The organism is Mesorhizobium sp. M0340 (assembly GCF_040321535.1).
GTDB lineage: Bacteria > Pseudomonadota > Alphaproteobacteria > Rhizobiales > Rhizobiaceae > Mesorhizobium.
This window is the reverse complement of record NZ_JAMYRR010000013.1, coordinates 176,263-190,941: the sequence shown is the minus strand read 5'-3', so window position 1 is coordinate 190,941 and position 14,679 is coordinate 176,263. Positions and strand designations below refer to the sequence as shown.

The window sequence follows — 14,679 nt, the reverse complement described above, 5'->3', positions numbered from 1 at the left end:
CGGTAACTTAGGGCCACCCCCACCCCGTCCCAATCCCCCCCCACCCCCCCCGACCGTGTGCGCAAACAGAGTACTTCCGGCCCCCCGGCCCCGCCCCTAAAATGGCGGGCCCCGGCGACGCAGACCCGGACGAAGGCTTTGAACTGGAAACCGGCCGTTGCGGCCGGCATTCAACGCGTCGGTCGCGGGCGGCTTTCGGGGTTGCCAACAGTTTTGCATTGATATCTTTTCTCGCCGTCAAATCAGCGGAACCCACAATGTCCTTTCAAAAACTCGACGACCTCGGCCACAAGCTCGAAGCACTGGAACACGCCCTCGCCATCCTCGGCGCCGATGAAGCGACCCATATGGCGGTCGGCGGCGGCGAGAAGCGCGCGGAGGCAATGTCGGCGCTTGCCGGCATGCACCATGCCCGGGCGACTGCACCGGAGATTGCCGATTGGATCGCGGCGGCCGAGCAGGAAGCGCTGAATGAAGAGCAGCAAGCCGCGGTCAGGGAATTCCGCCGGCAATACACCAACCTGACCTGCCTGCCGGTCGAGTTCGTCGAGCGCCAGACGACCGCGCGCATGCGCTCCGAGCAGCTCTGGCGCGATCTGCGCGCCAAGAACGACTGGGCCGGCTTCCTGCCGGCGCTGGAAGGCGTCGTGGCGCTGGTCCGCGAGGAGGCGGCACTTCGCGCCGAGGTGCTCGGGCTCGAGCCTTACGACGCGCTGATGGAGCAATATGACCCGGGCAATCGCACCGCCGACATCACGCCTGTGTTTGCCGAGTTGAAGGCCTTCCTGAAAGGCTTCGTACCGGAGGCACTGGCCGTGCAGGAAGAGCGGCTGGCGAAACATCCGCTGAAGCCACTTTCCGGCAGCTACCCCTTGGACAAGCAGCGCGAGCTCGGCCTCGCCATGATGGCGGCAGTCGGCTTCGACCTCACCCACGGCTCGCTGTCGGTTTCGCACCATCCGTTCTGCGGCGGGGTGCCGAGCGACGTGCGCATCACCACGCGCTACAAGACCTCGGATTTCCTGTCGGCGCTGATGGGCGTGCTGCACGAGACCGGCCATGCGCTGTACGAGCAGAACCTGCCGAAGGCATGGGCGCACTGGCCGCTCGGCAAAGCGCGCGGCATGGCGGTGCATGAAAGCCAGAGCCTGTTCGTCGAAAAGCAGATCGGCCGCAATCCAGAATTCTGGCGCTGGGCGCTGCCGGTGGTCGAAAGACACCTTGGCGAGAGGTGGACGATCGACGACATCCTGCTGCATGTGCACCGGGTCGAGCGCGGCCTGATCCGTGTCGATGCCGACGAGGTCACCTATCCGCTGCACGTCATCCTGCGCTACGAGCTGGAGCAGGAGCTTGTCTCGGGACGGCTGGAATCAGCCGACCTGCCCGAGGCCTGGGATGCCAAGATGCGCGATTATCTCGGGCTGTCGACATCAGACAATCCGGCTGATGGTCCGATGCAGGACGTCCACTGGCCGGGTGCCGCCTTCGGCTATTTCCCCTCCTACACGCTCGGCGCCATGATGGCGGCGCAGCAATGGGCGGCGCTGACCAGAGATCATCCTTCAGCCGACGAAGACCTCGCCAAGGGCGATTTCGCCGCGATCAACGACTGGCGCCGCAAAAGGATCTGGTCGCAAGGCTCGCGCTGGTCGACGCCGGAACTGCTCGAACGCGCCACCGGCGAAAAGCTCAATGCCGCGCATTTCACCGATCACCTGAAGAAGCGGTACGGGAAGTGAGCCGCTCCGTCTATTCCCGGCTCTTGCCGCGGTGACCGCAGAAATCCGCGAAACTGGCCTTTACTTTGGTGGGAAAGCCTCTGAAAAAGGAGTTCTTCCAAGTTGGGCGAGCGTAGATGTCTGCCTGTTACAGTTTTCATAGGGTGAAGTCTTTCTGGCCCCGCTTGGTATTTTTCATCTTATTGATCGGTCTGAGTTCTCCGGCCATGTCCGACGACATGGTTTTCAAGGGTCCGGCAGAAAGCTGGGTAAAGCAGCTTGATATTCCGGCTGCCGATCCCGCCCGATCGGATCAAATCAAGAATGGCGTTTCATGGCTGCTCTCGGACGACCAGATCAAGCATCGCGCCGGCGGCTATGTCGAATACTCGCGCACCGTCTATAAAATCGTCGACCGTCCCGGCCTGGATCGTGGCGCGAGTATCGATCTGCAGTTCGATCCGTCCCGGCACAAGGTCACGCTCAACCATCTTCACATCATCCGCGATGGTGCCGTTTTGGACCGGCTGGAAGGCGTCGAATTCGACATCTTCCGCAGGGAAAGAGACGCCGAGAAAGGCGTCTTCGACGGCTGGCTGACAGCACATGTCAACATCGATGACGTGCGTGCCGGCGACATCGTCGATTACGGGTCGACCTACGAAGTAACACCGCTGGTCGGCAAGGACCTTTTCTTCAAGAATTTCTCCACCGAATGGGAAGAGCCGGTAGCGCTTCTCCGCACAAGCATCATTTGGCCTTCGGGCCAGCCGCTCCAGATCAAGACAAGGGGAACCCGACTTAAGCCCTCAATCTCCCCGACTGGGCCGGACACCACCTATCTATGGGAGATTCCAAACCCGAAACCGGTCAATGTCGAGGATAACCTGCCCGTGACCTATCCAGGCTGGGGCTCCATCGATGTCGCGTCTACCGCGAATTGGCAAAGCGTGGTCGATGCTGTTGCGCCCTATTACAAGCCAGCGACCGTTTTTCCCCCGGCTTTTGCCGCAAAGCTCGACGACATCGCTCTGCGGCATCCGGCGCCGGAGGACCGAATGGTCGAGGCAATGCGGTTGGTGCAGGACCAGATCCGTTATGTAAGCCTGTCGATGGGTGCCGGTTCCTACGTTCCGCGTGATCCCGCGACGGTCATCCTGAGCGGGTTCGGTGACTGCAAGGACAAGGCCCTGCTGCTGGTTTCGTCGCTTGTGCGACTTGGCATTGCTGCCGAGGTCGCCTTGGCCGATCTCGACGAGGGACGGGCCCTGGACCAGCATCTGCCGGCGCTCCGCGATTTCGACCATGCCATAGTCAAGGCAAGGATCGGAGCAAAGACATATTGGCTGGACGCCACGAACTATCTTCAGGGCGGCAGGGCGCACAATCTCGCACAGCCGGACTACGGTTTCGCGCTGCCGCTTTCCAGCACCGGCGGGTTGGAGAAGATGCCGAGCCCTGTGCTCACCAGCCCATCGATCCAGATCGCCGAGGAATTCGACTTTCCGCGCAAACCGGGCGATCCTCTGGTACTGACGGTCTTCTCGACATATGAGGACGCTGATGCCGATTGGATGCGCGGCAATTTCGCCAGCCGGTCGCTGAGCGAGGTGTCGGACGCCTACCTGAAATACTACAACAAGCAATATCCGGGCATCCAAACCATCGCCAAGCCGGAAATCGTGGATCGCCGCGACGGCAACATAGTGAGCGTGAAGGAAAGTTATCGCTTGCCGGCGGAGGCGCTGGCGGCCAACGATCTGGCAAAAGATTTCCCGATCCGCGCGGCCGATCTCGGCAACAACTCTCTTCCAACCCCGACAATCGTCGACCGAACCGGGCCGGTCTCCCTCGGCTCCCAGTTCTACCGCCGCCACAAGGTGGCCGTGCGCAACCTCAAGGCGAGGTTTTCCGGCGAATCGATGAAAAACGTCGTGACGCCCTATCTGTCTCTCAAGACGTCCTGGTCCAACACGCCCACCGAATTTCAAGTTGAATGGAACTTTCAGACGCTGGCAAGCGAAGTGCCGGCCAAGGCGATTGCCGACTATCTGAAAACCGTCGATGACGTCGCAGACCAAATTCGCTGGCAGTACGATTTTACCTATGAAGAGCCGCCTGCGGATGTGCAGCTCAGCGATCCGGCAAAGGAGCAGCGACAGACCGTCGCCAGCATGCTTTTGTTGTCGTTGCTTGTCGGCGTTCCCCTGTTCATCGCCTATCGACGCGGCAAACGCCGAGCTTTTGGTAGCTGAAGAATCCCGGCGGCCGCGGGCGGACCATGATGCCGAAAAGCGGATGCCGGATTTGGAAAAAATCCCGGTCAAACAAGAAAGATGAAGCCCGACCCTGATGAGATCGGGATGGAACAGGCTCCGACTCGGTAGCGATGCTACTCGGCCGCGCCCCTGAAAGCATTCGCACCGGTATCGAACTGCAGCTTGGCCAGCCGCGCATAGATGCCGCCCTTGGCGACCAGGCTCTGATGCGTGCCTTCCTCGACGATGCGGCCGCCATCCATGACCAGGATGCGATCGGCCTTCAGCACGGTTGCCAGCCGATGGGCGATGACGATCGTGGTGCGGCCCTGCATCAGCCGGTCAAGCGCCGTCTGCACCAGCGTCTCGCTTTCGGCATCGAGTGCCGAGGTCGCCTCGTCGAGCAGAAGGATCGGCGCATCGCGCAGAATCGCGCGGGCGATCGCCACGCGCTGGCGCTGGCCGCCCGACAGCGTCACGCCGCGCTCGCCGACCTGGCTGTCATAGCCTTTTTCGAGCTTCAGGATGAACTCGTCGGCAAGCGCGTCCTTCGCCGCCGCCTCGATCTCGGCCTGGCTGGCACCGGGCCGGCCAAAGCCGATATTGTCGCGCGCGCTCGCCGCAAAAATGGTGACGTCCTGCGGCACGATGGCGATGCGCGCGCGGATCGCGGCCGGATCGGCCTCGCGCAGATCGATCCCGTCGATGACGATCCTGCCGGCCTCCGGATCGTAGAAGCGCAGAAGCAGCGAAAACACCGTGCTCTTGCCGGCGCCGGATGGCCCGACGATCGCCACCGTCTCACCGGGTTTGACCTGAAAACTCAGGCCATGGACGGCGGCGCGGTCGGGCCGGGCCGGATAGGAGAAGGAGACATCGTCGAAGCTGACCGCGCCTCTCGCCTTTGCCGGCAGCGGCTTCGGATCGGCGGGCGCCTGGATCGCGGGTTTCTCGGCCAGGATCTCGGTCAGCCGTTCGGCGGCGCCCGCTGCCTGGGACAGTTCGCCCCAGACTTCCGACAGGGCGCCGAGCGCGCCGGCGGCGAACACCGAATAGAGCAGGAATTGGCCAAGCGTGCCCGGCGACAGCGTGCCGTCGAGCACGTCGCGCGAACCGAACCATAGCACCGCCACGACCGACGAAAAGATCATGAAGATGGCGAAGAAGGTGAGAAAGGAGCGCGCAAAGATCGAGGCCCGCGCCGCTTCGAACGCTGCTTCGACGGCGGATGAAAAATACCCGGTTACAAGCTTCTCGTTGGTGAAGGCCTGCAGGGTGCGCACCGCGCCGATCTGCTCGCTGGCGTAGGCGGTGGCATTGGCCAGAGTATCCTGCGCCAGCCGTGACTTGCGCCGCACCGAGCGGCCGAAGGCGACCAGCGGCAGCACGATTAGCGGAATGGCCGCGATGACCAGGCCGGACAGTTTTGGGCTGGTGAAGACCATCATCGCCACGGCGCCGAGGCCAAGGATGACGTTGCGCAAAGCCACCGAGGCGGTAGCACCGACGGCTGATTTGACCTGCGTCGTGTCGGCGGCGAGCCGCGAGACGATCTCGCCCGACTGGGCGGTATCGAAGAAGGATGGAGACAACGTGGTGACATAGGCAAAGACATCGCGGCGGATATCGGCAACGACGCGCTCGCCGAGCGTGATGACGAAATAGTAGCGGCTGGCGGACGCCGCCGCCAGCACGGCGGCCATCACCACCAGCATCGCGAAATATTCGGCAATGAAGCTGGAATCGGAAGCGGAAAAGCCGTGATCTATCATTCGCCGCACGGCCAGCGGCAGCGCCAGCGTCGTCGCCGCCGCCACGGCCAGCGAGACGATCGCGCCGATGACCATTTTGCGGTAGTGCATGATATAGGGAAACAGGCGCTGCAGCGGCCTCAGCGAGCGCTTGCGCTCGTCTGCATCGCCGCTGATGTTCGCCATGACCCGTTTCCTTTGGCCCTTTGAGGTTTGCGCCATCAATATGCGCTTGCCGCGGCCTTGTGATTCAATTCCGGCTGATGTATAGGCTCGCCGACCGTTTTAGAAGCCGTGGCTCCTCAATAGCTGCGGCTTCGAGTTTTAAAAAGGGGCGCATCGACGCAGGCTTCAGCCCGTCGGCAGCCTCCGGCAGCCAGGAACAGAACCATGAAGACCGACATTCATCCCGACTACCACACCATCAAGGTCGTCATGACCGACGGCACCGAATACATGACCCGTTCGACCTGGGGCAAGGAAGGCGATACGATGAACCTCGATATCGACCCTACCACTCATCCGGCCTGGACCGGCGGCCAGCAGACCCTGCTCGACCGCGGTGGCCGCCTATCGAAGTTCAAGAAGCGTTTCGAAGGTTTCGGCCTCTAGGCACTGGCGTTTCGCTGATCGAGAAACCCGCCCTCGTGGCGGGTTTTTTATTGATTGGGCCTCAGCGGCAATCATCTCAGGTTTGGCGCTGCCCCTCACCCTTACCCTCTCCCCGTGAAGAACGCGGAGAGGGTCGCCGGCGCTGTGCCGGCAGGCAGATGAAGGGGCAGCGCCCCGCTTCCGCAGTTGATCGCCACCACCTAACGGCCTGTCCCTACGAGCACGGCGGCCTACCCGTCCACCAGCTCGCGCAGCGCCATTCGCTTGTAAGCGGCAACCAGCCTGTCGCCTTCTTCTCGCCCGACCGAGATCGCCAGCCGCATGGCCGCTTCGCCCATCTGCCAGATGAGAAACGCCGTCGCTTCCAGCGCCGCCGGATCGGCAGACGGCCGCAGCCTTTTCAGCACGGCAGTGAGGAATTCGGCGTTGGCCCGGCTGTCGGCGAGCTCGAGGTCGCGCAGCGCCTTGTCGGCCTGCGTGCCCGACCAGATATCGCGCATCACCGGCTCCGCCAGGAACATTCCGTAGTAGGTATCCACCAGTTCCGAAAACGCCTTCCACAGGCCTTCGGCGTCATTGACCTCCGCCAGTGCCGCGGCAATGCAGGCCTGGCTTTCCGCGGTGTAGCGCTCGGCCAGCGCCCAGATGATCGCCCGCTTGTCCGGGAAGAACTGGTAGAGCGAGCCGATCGACACGCCTGCCCTCTCGGCCACCTCTCCCATGCGCATGGCGTCGCTGCCTTGCTCGGCGATCAGCGCCGAGGCGGCGGTCAGCATCCGCTCGACCCGCTCGCGGCTGCGCTGCTGGCTCGGTGCCCGGCGCGGCGATGCGATCTGGCCGTCCTGTGAATCCGATACGGCAGAGCCTTCCATCACTGTCTCCCGACGGACAATCAACAAATTGGCTTGACTCGCAAAATACGAGGGTTTATCACGTTTTGCAAATGTGAGGATTACTCACATTTCAAACTGAGGAAAATGGGCATGAACCCTACTGTAACGAGACCAACTTTGATCCTCGGCGGCACCGGCAAGACCGGCCGTCGCCTCGCCGAGCGCTGACGGCGCGGGGCCTTCAGGTACGGATAGGCTCGCGCTCGGGCACGCCACCCATGAGTTGCCGGCCGAGTTCGCGTGGCTGCTCAAAGAACTGTTCACCGAAGTCCTCGACGGCCGCAACGAGTCGCTGACAGACGGCATCGAGCGCGTGCTCGGCCGCGCCCCAAAGGACTTTTCCGCCTACGCAACCGAAACCGCCTCGACCGGCATCTGGAGCAACTGACATGATCATGAAACTGCTTCCCACCCTCACTTTCGTCGCTGCCATTGGCTCAGGCGTTGTCGGCGGCGTTTTCTTCGCCTTCTCCAACTTTATCATGCCGGCGCTCGCCCGCTTGCCTGCCGGAGGCGGCATCGCCGCCATGAATTCGATCAACATTACCGTGATTACGCCGGCATTCATGACCGCGCTTTTCGGCACCGGGCTGGTCTGTCTTGTCCTTGCCGCCGGCGCTCTTATCGGCTGGAGCCAACCGGGTGCATTCTGGCTCCTCGCCGGCGCCCTGATCTACCTCGTCGGCAACCCGATCGTGACGATGATGTTCAACGTGCCGCTCAACAACGCCCTGGCCGCCGTCGATCCGGCAAGCGCCAACGGCGCCGCGGTATGGGCCACTTATCTCAGGGACTGGGTGATGTGGAACCATGTCCGAACCACCACCGCCATCGTGGCGCTGGGCTGCTTCATCTTCGCATGGCGGTGAATGCAGGACGGAAGTATAAAAGCCTTCAGACAGGGTCTTTTGACTTATCGCCCTTGCGATCGGCATGGCCCAGATCGCGATCCGGATCGATGACGTCGCGAACCAGTTGCTTGAGCTTTGCGGCGTCGGGGAAACCGCCGTCCCGCTTGCGGTCCCAGACCAGCGTGTCATTGCAGGAAATGGTGAAGATGCCGCCGGTGCCGGGCACCAGCGTCACTTCGCCCAGATCGGTGCCGAAGGTCGACAGCAGCTCCTGCGCCATCCAGCCGGCCCTGAGCAGCCATTGGCACTGGGTGCAATAGGTGATGCGGACGCGGGCTCTGTCTGACACGTTCATGTCTCGGTCTCATCTGCGCGAACTGTGGTTACGGCAAATCGATCGTGTATCGGGTCGTTGCCAAGAGCTATGGATATTGCGATCCAGATCGGCCAGACCATAACCAAGACCAACGCGGCGTATGCACCGACAATCTCCAGCCGGGAGAAGTCCTGCGCGACCCAGGAGCGCTGCCCCAAGCCTGAACAGTGTACCACCCTCCCATGACCATTATGGGCAAAGCGCCGAGAAATTTCATTCCCTGCCGCCGAACAGCCTTTCGTACGGGCAGTCCGATTCTATTTTTGTCATCCTGGTCATGCACTATGAGCGCCGCGAACCGCTTGCCGATTGGCTGGCCAGAGGTCAACTCCATGACAAGGAGATAAGACGCGAGAACGACCAGTTCGAGGAAACCCAGATCCAATGCTGCCGGTCGGAAATTGCCCTGCGAATCCAAATCAAATGAAATGGAGGGATTTCCTTCAGACTGTGAGCCCGAAGCCGTTCCCAGGGCCCATTCGGCGACCGTCAAACCGAACAGCGACGTTCTGCATATCTGCCAATCGTAACGGGCAAATGATGGATCACTTGCTCCGTTTAACGTAGCCGCCTGACATAGTCTCCAGTTCAACCAAAAGCTGCCTTTGACTCCGCCGTCAGTCAGCAGAAACAAACCCGCTACCAGTGCGTAAAGAGGTATCAGGACGATAAGATAGTCGATGATCGAAGCGAACAGCCGGCGCCATATGCCACCCCGGCGAGGCCAGGACATCGCGTCAGCAAAACGAGCCTCGTCAGTGTCAGTCATCCGTCCCCCATTAGTAACTGACAGCTCTAGAAGAAAGATACGTGATCGATGCGCGGCGTTCTCAACTTACGCCGCGCTGAGCTTCGCCAAAGTCTCCTCGTCGACCTCGAAATTGGCGTAGACGCTCTGTACGTCGTCGTCGTCTTCGAGCGTCGCGACCAGCTTCATCAGCGATTGTGCCCGCTCCTCGTCGACCGCGATATTGGTCTGCGGCCTCCAGATCGGCTTCACTGATTCAGCCTCGCCGAGTGCGCCTTCCAGCGCCTTCGACACTTCGCCGAGATTCTCGAAGGCGCAATAGATCGTGTGGCCTTCCTCGTCCGACTGGACATCGTCGGCGCCGGCCTCGATCGCTGCGTCCATCACCTTCTCGGCGCTGCCGGCCGATGCCGGATAGTAGATCTCGCCGACGCGGTCCCACATGAACGAAACCGAGCCGGTCTCGCCCATCGCCCCGCCGGCTTTGGTGAAGGCAGCGCGCACATTCGACGCCGAGCGGTTGCGGTTGTCGGTCAGCACCTCGACGATCAGCGCGACGCCGCCTGGCCCGTAACCCTCGTAGCGAACGGCTTCGTAGGTCTCGGCATCGCCCATCGACGCCTTGTTGATGGCGCGCTGGATGTTGTCCTTCGGCATCGACACCGCCTTGGCGTTCTGCACCGCAAGGCGCAGGCGCGGGTTCATCGATGGATCAGGCGTGCCGCTCTTGGCGGCGACGGTGATTTCGCGCGCCAGCTTGGAAAACATTTTCGATCGCACCGCATCCTGGCGGCCCTTGCGATGCATGATGTTCTTGAACTGTGAATGGCCAGCCATGGCACCCCTGTCGTTTTCTCGGCTAGAGCATCTGCGGCCTGGTGAACCACCCGGCGCCTTGCAAAATGCTCGAATTCAAAACTTCAGAACGTCCTGCTGCGTCCGGACGGACGTACGGCGCTCTCTGTCGGAATGGCCGGCTTATAGATAAATCGGCTCAATTCGTCCAGCCGCGCCATTGCGTCGGACACGCAAGGGTCTCAAGGCCCGAAAGTGGCAGGCTTCGGCAACCTTTCATCCCTCAAGATCGGATTTCAGCCGGTCGAGGATGCTGATCGCGTGCGTGGCATATTGACTGATCCAGCGGTCGTGGATGTGCTTGATCGGCAGCGCGTTGAGATGGTTCCAGCGTTCGCGCCCCTCGCGGCGCACCACGACTAGGTCGGCCTCCTCCAGCACCTTCAGATGCAGCATGACCGTGCAGCGGTCCATGTCTGGGAAGGCATCGCACAGCATGCCGGTGGTCTGCGGCGCATCCTTCAGCCGGTCCAGCAACGCACGCCGGCGCGGATGCGCCAGCGCCTTGAAAACATTGTCGTCCTGCGCCGTGCTTGACATGTTATGTTTTTATAACATAATGCCGTTGCATTCAAGGAAGGAGCTGTGGATATGTCTCTTGGATTCAGGGTTTCTGGCCGCATCGGCAAACCCGTCGCCGAAGTCTTCGATGCGGTCGTCAATCCGAAGAAGCTCAGCGGCTACTTCACCACGATCGGCGGCGCCAGCGCACCGCTGCTGGCGGGCGCCACCGTCATCTGGTGGGGCAAGGTTCCCGTGGAGGTCGACAAGGTGGAGAAAGACAGCCGCATCGTGCTGCGCTGGGATGCGACCGACGCCGACGGCGAGCCCGCCTACAAGACCCGCATCGAGATGAATTTCGAGCCGCTCGACGACGGCGGCACCTTCGTCACCATCGCCGAAACCGGCTGGCACGAGGACGCGGTTGGCCTAAAGAAATCCTACCTCAATTGCGAGGGCTGGTCGCAGATGCTGGCCTGCATGAAGGCCTATGTCGAATACGGCATCAATCTGCGCGACGGCTATTACCGCAGCGAGATGAAGGGCGAGCCGGCCAATGAGAACAACATCTGAGAGCAAATGGAGTAAGAATGACCGCGAAGATCACCGGCGGCATCAACATCGCGATGAAAGTCCCGCCGCATCAATACCAGGCAACGATCGCCTTCTATCGCGACGTCATCGGCCTGAAGCCATTCACGGCCAAACCGCCGGCCGTCGGCTTCGAACTCGGTCCCAATCGACTGTGGATCGACGAGGCGCCGATGATGAGCCAGGCCGAGATCTGGCTGGAACTGTTCACCGATGATTTTCCGGCCGCAGCGGAGCATCTCGCCAAGGCCGGTGTCGTGCGCTGCGACGCCATCGAGGCACTGGGTGAAGGCTTTCGCGGCGGCTGGATCACCAACCCGGCCGACATCATTCACCTGGTGCGCGAACCCGATGCCTGGTGAACAGGCGGCACCGTGGAAAGGAGGACGATATGGAAATCCGCGAAACACCGACCGCCGAAGCCGGCATGCTGATAAGGCGGCCGGTCGCCGACGTATTTGAAGCCTTCATCGATCCGGCGATCACGACGAAGTTCTGGTTCACCCATGGCAGCGACAGGTTGGACAGCGGCAAGGAAATCCATTGGGAATGGCGCATGTATGGCGTCTCGACGACGGTCAATATCAGTGAGATCGTCGAAAACAAGAAGATCGTCATGCAATGGAGCGATCCGCCGACCACGGTGGTGTGGGCCTTTACCGAGATGCCGGGCGCCACGACCTTTGTCGAGGTCCGCAATTTTGGCTTTGTCGGCAGCCGCGATGAGCAGGTCACGCAGGCGATCGACTCGGCCGGCGGTTTTGCGCTGGTGCTCGCCGGCGCCAAGGCGTGGCTGGAGCAAGGCGTGATGCTAGGCCTGATCGGCGACCGCCATCCGAAAGGCGTGCCGGAGCATTAGGTCAGCCGCGATGGGTCATCCTCAGTGCCCGCCGCCCTTTGCCTTCTTCCGCCGCCGCGCCAGCATGTTGAGCCCTTCGACCAGGGCCGAAAAACCCATGGCGGCGTAGATATAGCCTTTCGGCACATGGTAACCCATGCCGTCGGCGATCAGCGTCATGCCGATCATCAGCAGGAAACCCAGCGCCAGCATGACGATGCTGGGGTTCTTGGCGATGAAATCGGCCAGCGGCCCGGCCGCCAGCATCATCACGCTCACCGCCACGATCACCGCGATGTACATGATCGCGATTTCGTCGGTCATGCCGACGGCGGTGATGATCGAGTCGATCGAGAAGACGAGGTCGAGCAGCAATATCTGGAAAATCGCGCCGGCCAGCGAAAGCTGCAGCGTCTCGCCCATCATGGTGTCCTGGTGATCATCGAGATCGACCGTGTGGTGGATCTCCTTGGTCGCCTTCCAGACGAGAAACAGGCCGCCGGCGATCAGGATCAGGTCGCGCCATGAAAACCCGTGGCCGAAGGCGGTGAATATAGGCGTCGTCAGTTGGACGATGATCGAGATGGTGGCCAGCAGGATCAGCCGCATCACCAGCGCGGCGGAGATGCCGAGCCGCCGGGCGCGGGCCCGCTGCGCTACCGGCAATTTGTTGGTCAGGATCGAGATGAAGATCAGATTGTCGATGCCAAGCACGACCTCCAGCACGATCAGCGTCAGCAGCGCGACCCACGCAGTCGGGTCGGAGACAAAGGCGAAATGCGGCGCCAGGAATTCGACTAGCTGCATGGAGGTCGTCCCCTCTACGATCTAGAGCAGTTTCGCCGGCAATTGGGTATTGCAAGCGTCTATATCAATGTCACGACCAGAAGGATGGAGCCGTTTCCTCGAGCCGCGGGCCGCGGCGAAACGGCGCGATCCGTTCGGTCAGGCCGCTACGGTCGGAAATGTCGACGCCGACGCCGCACAATGTCGCAGGTCCCGTCGACGCCTCGAAGCGGCCCTTCGGCACCTTGGACAAGAACCGGTTGAGCGGCTCCTCCTTGTCCATGCCGAGCGAGGAATCGTAATCGCCGCACATGCCGGCATCGGAAATATAACCGGTGCCGCCATTGAGAATCTGGTGATCGCCGGTCGGCTGATGCGTGTGGGTGCCGACAACAAGACTGGCACGGCCGTCGACGAAATGAGCGAAGCACATTTTTTCCGAGGTCGCCTCGGCATGGAAATCGATGACGATTGCATCGGCCTGCTCGCCAAGCGGACAAGCGGCAAGTTCGCGCTCGCCGGCCTGGAACGGATCGTCGAGCTCGGGATGCATGAACACCCGACCCATGATGTTGGCGACCAGCACGCGCGCGCCGTTCCTGGCGATATAGACGCCTGAGCCGCGCCCCGGCGTACCCTTGGGGAAATTGGACGGGCGCAGGAAGCGCTCTTCGCGCGGCGCGAAAATCAGCGCATCGCGCTGGTCCCAGACATGGTTGCCGGTGGTGACGACATCGGCGCCGGCCGAGATCGTCTCGCGAAAAATCTCCTCGGTGATGCCGAAGCCTCCGGCGGCGTTCTCGCCATTGACGATGACGAAGTCGAGTTTGAAATCCGAGATCAGGCCGGGCAGTTGTTCCCACACCGCCGTACGTCCTGTCTTGCCGACCATGTCGCCGAGGAAGAGAAGTCTCATATAAGCGCGATCCCGAACCGAAGGTCAGCGAAGCAAAAAGCTGCATGACTTTCGGAAAAGACCATGCGTCCAGGAACTTATCTACAATTTCGGCGCGAACCGGCGCAACCCGCTCTCGGTGAGTATTTCGGGAATGATCACGTCATGCGGCTCGTCCGGCACCAGGGCCACCTCCTGGCAGTCGAAGGCAATGCCGATCAGCCGCGGCTGCTGGCCCTTGTCGGCCAGCCGCCCGATCGCCCGATCGTAATAGCCTGCGCCGTACCCGATTCGGTGCCCGCGCGCATCGAAGGCGGCAAGCGGCACCAGCATAAGCTGCGGATCGAGCACCTCGGCTTCCTCATGCGGCCCGACTGTGCCGAAACCCATGTCGATCATCGGCGCGCCGCGCACCAGTTCGCGAAAAACGATGGTGGTCTTGTCGAGGATGGCCGGCAGGCAGAGCCTTGCCCCTTTCTCGCGCAGGGCAAACATCAGCGGCCGGACGTCGACTTCCGAGCGCATCGGCCAGAAACCGGAGACGATCTGGCCCGGCTCGACCGTGATCCGGTCGCGCGCCGTCTCGGCCATTTCGAGTGCTGCCTCCACACGCCAGAAAGGGTCGAGCGCATCGCGGCGCCCGAGGGCTTGGTTGCGGAGATTTTTTTTCAGGTCTTTTGGGGATGTCATGCGCCGACGGTAGAAAGGGTCAGATTTGGATGGAATTTTACGAGCGACGTTTTGGAGGAGCGGGGCGAACTTGTCGTTCGTGAGCACCGCACAAAGCGGCGCGACGATAAGATGCGCCAGATGGCCTTTTCGATAGGTGACGATCCACACAACCGGTGGAGAGAGCGATCCCGGGAACCTACAAAGTAGGTGGGCGCCGTATGAGAAAACCCACGGGTCTTCCCAGGGACAGCTCCCTAGGGATCATTAAGGCCCCGGGGAAAATGTTCTCCTGCCGGGAAGCGCAGACCGTCATCCCCAATATAGGCTGACG

17 protein-coding genes and 1 other RNA gene are annotated in these 14,679 nt (G+C 61.7%); 8 read left to right on the top strand and 10 right to left on the bottom strand.

Going from position 1 to position 14,679, the window contains the following annotated elements; all coding sequences use genetic code 11:
- Nucleotides 1–257: 257 nt before the first annotated feature.
- A complete protein-coding gene (locus NKI79_RS19920) occupies nt 258–1,742 on the top strand; it encodes a carboxypeptidase M32 (RefSeq protein WP_352803614.1) in 1,485 nt (494 codons plus the stop codon).
- Nucleotides 1,743–1,948: 206 nt separating this feature from the next.
- Nucleotides 1,949–3,976, top strand: coding sequence for a DUF3857 domain-containing protein (locus tag NKI79_RS19915; RefSeq protein ID WP_352803611.1), 2,028 nt, complete (start codon nt 1,949–1,951; stop codon nt 3,974–3,976).
- Between the two features lie 137 nt (nt 3,977–4,113).
- Here the strand turns inward: NKI79_RS19915 and NKI79_RS19910 are convergent, their stop codons facing one another.
- Nucleotides 4,114–5,916, bottom strand: coding sequence for an ABC transporter transmembrane domain-containing protein (locus tag NKI79_RS19910; protein WP_352803608.1), 1,803 nt, complete (start codon nt 5,914–5,916; stop codon nt 4,114–4,116).
- Nucleotides 5,917–6,120: 204 nt separating this feature from the next.
- On the opposite strand from NKI79_RS19910, the gene rpmE reads away from it, so the two are divergent.
- Entirely contained in the window at nt 6,121–6,342 is a 222-nt protein-coding gene (rpmE, locus tag NKI79_RS19905) for a 50S ribosomal protein L31 (RefSeq protein ID WP_006327661.1), read from the top strand.
- Nucleotides 6,343–6,572: 230 nt separating this feature from the next.
- Here rpmE and NKI79_RS19900 read toward each other — a convergent pair whose 3' ends face one another.
- Nucleotides 6,573–7,214, bottom strand: coding sequence for a TetR/AcrR family transcriptional regulator (locus tag NKI79_RS19900; protein WP_352803607.1), 642 nt, complete (start codon nt 7,212–7,214; stop codon nt 6,573–6,575).
- A gap of 244 nt (nt 7,215–7,458) precedes the next feature.
- Here NKI79_RS19900 and NKI79_RS19895 point away from each other — a divergent pair, with 244 nt between their 5' ends.
- Both NKI79_RS19895 and NKI79_RS19890 read left to right on the top strand, forming a co-directional pair.
- On the top strand, nt 7,459–7,623 hold the full coding sequence (locus tag NKI79_RS19895) for a hypothetical protein (protein WP_352803605.1): 165 nt from the start codon (nt 7,459–7,461) through the stop codon (nt 7,621–7,623).
- Between the two features lies 1 nt (nt 7,624).
- On the top strand, nt 7,625–8,104 hold the full coding sequence (locus NKI79_RS19890; protein WP_352648998.1) for an anthrone oxygenase family protein: 480 nt from the start codon (nt 7,625–7,627) through the stop codon (nt 8,102–8,104).
- Between the two features lie 25 nt (nt 8,105–8,129).
- Here the strand turns inward: NKI79_RS19890 and NKI79_RS19885 are convergent, their stop codons facing one another.
- The 4 genes from NKI79_RS19885 to NKI79_RS19870 all read right to left on the bottom strand — a co-directional run bounded on the left by NKI79_RS19885 (nt 8,130) and on the right by NKI79_RS19870 (nt 10,605).
- Entirely contained in the window at nt 8,130–8,441 is a 312-nt protein-coding gene (locus NKI79_RS19885) for an Rdx family protein (protein ID WP_352803602.1), read from the bottom strand.
- A 67-nt stretch (nt 8,442–8,508) separates the two neighbouring features.
- Nucleotides 8,509–9,231 (bottom strand): RDD family protein, encoded by a 723-nt coding sequence (locus tag NKI79_RS19880; protein WP_352803599.1) that lies wholly within the window; start codon nt 9,229–9,231, stop codon nt 8,509–8,511.
- A gap of 66 nt (nt 9,232–9,297) precedes the next feature.
- Nucleotides 9,298–10,047, bottom strand: a complete 750-nt coding sequence (locus NKI79_RS19875) for a YebC/PmpR family DNA-binding transcriptional regulator (protein WP_352737805.1) — start codon at nt 10,045–10,047, stop codon at nt 9,298–9,300.
- A gap of 234 nt (nt 10,048–10,281) precedes the next feature.
- Nucleotides 10,282–10,605, bottom strand: a complete 324-nt coding sequence (locus NKI79_RS19870) for an ArsR/SmtB family transcription factor (protein WP_254816436.1) — start codon at nt 10,603–10,605, stop codon at nt 10,282–10,284.
- A gap of 51 nt (nt 10,606–10,656) precedes the next feature.
- Between NKI79_RS19870 and NKI79_RS19865 the strand changes: the two genes are divergently transcribed.
- From NKI79_RS19865 to NKI79_RS19855, 3 genes are read left to right on the top strand one after another with little or no spacing between them, the layout of a single operon-like run.
- A complete protein-coding gene (locus NKI79_RS19865; RefSeq protein WP_254816435.1) occupies nt 10,657–11,139 on the top strand; it encodes an SRPBCC domain-containing protein in 483 nt (160 codons plus the stop codon).
- A gap of 17 nt (nt 11,140–11,156) precedes the next feature.
- Nucleotides 11,157–11,519: a VOC family protein gene (locus NKI79_RS19860; RefSeq protein ID WP_352479626.1), complete on the top strand. Its 363-nt coding sequence runs from the start codon at nt 11,157–11,159 to the stop codon at nt 11,517–11,519.
- 29 nt (nt 11,520–11,548) lie between these two features.
- Nucleotides 11,549–12,016, top strand: coding sequence for an SRPBCC family protein (locus NKI79_RS19855; protein WP_352803596.1), 468 nt, complete (start codon nt 11,549–11,551; stop codon nt 12,014–12,016).
- 21 nt (nt 12,017–12,037) lie between these two features.
- On the opposite strand, the gene NKI79_RS19850 is transcribed toward NKI79_RS19855, so the two are convergent.
- The 4 genes from NKI79_RS19850 to ssrS form a co-directional block, all read right to left on the bottom strand.
- Complete coding sequence (locus NKI79_RS19850; protein WP_254816433.1) at nt 12,038–12,802, bottom strand: TerC family protein; 765 nt, start codon at nt 12,800–12,802, stop codon at nt 12,038–12,040.
- A gap of 70 nt (nt 12,803–12,872) precedes the next feature.
- On the bottom strand, nt 12,873–13,697 hold the full coding sequence (locus tag NKI79_RS19845) for a TIGR00282 family metallophosphoesterase (protein ID WP_023678036.1): 825 nt from the start codon (nt 13,695–13,697) through the stop codon (nt 12,873–12,875).
- Between the two features lie 81 nt (nt 13,698–13,778).
- Nucleotides 13,779–14,366, bottom strand: a complete 588-nt coding sequence (locus NKI79_RS19840; RefSeq protein WP_352504926.1) for a 5-formyltetrahydrofolate cyclo-ligase — start codon at nt 14,364–14,366, stop codon at nt 13,779–13,781.
- Between the two features lie 137 nt (nt 14,367–14,503).
- Nucleotides 14,504–14,659: non-coding RNA, 6S RNA (gene ssrS, locus NKI79_RS19835), on the bottom strand.
- Between the last annotated feature and the right edge of the window lie 20 nt (nt 14,660–14,679).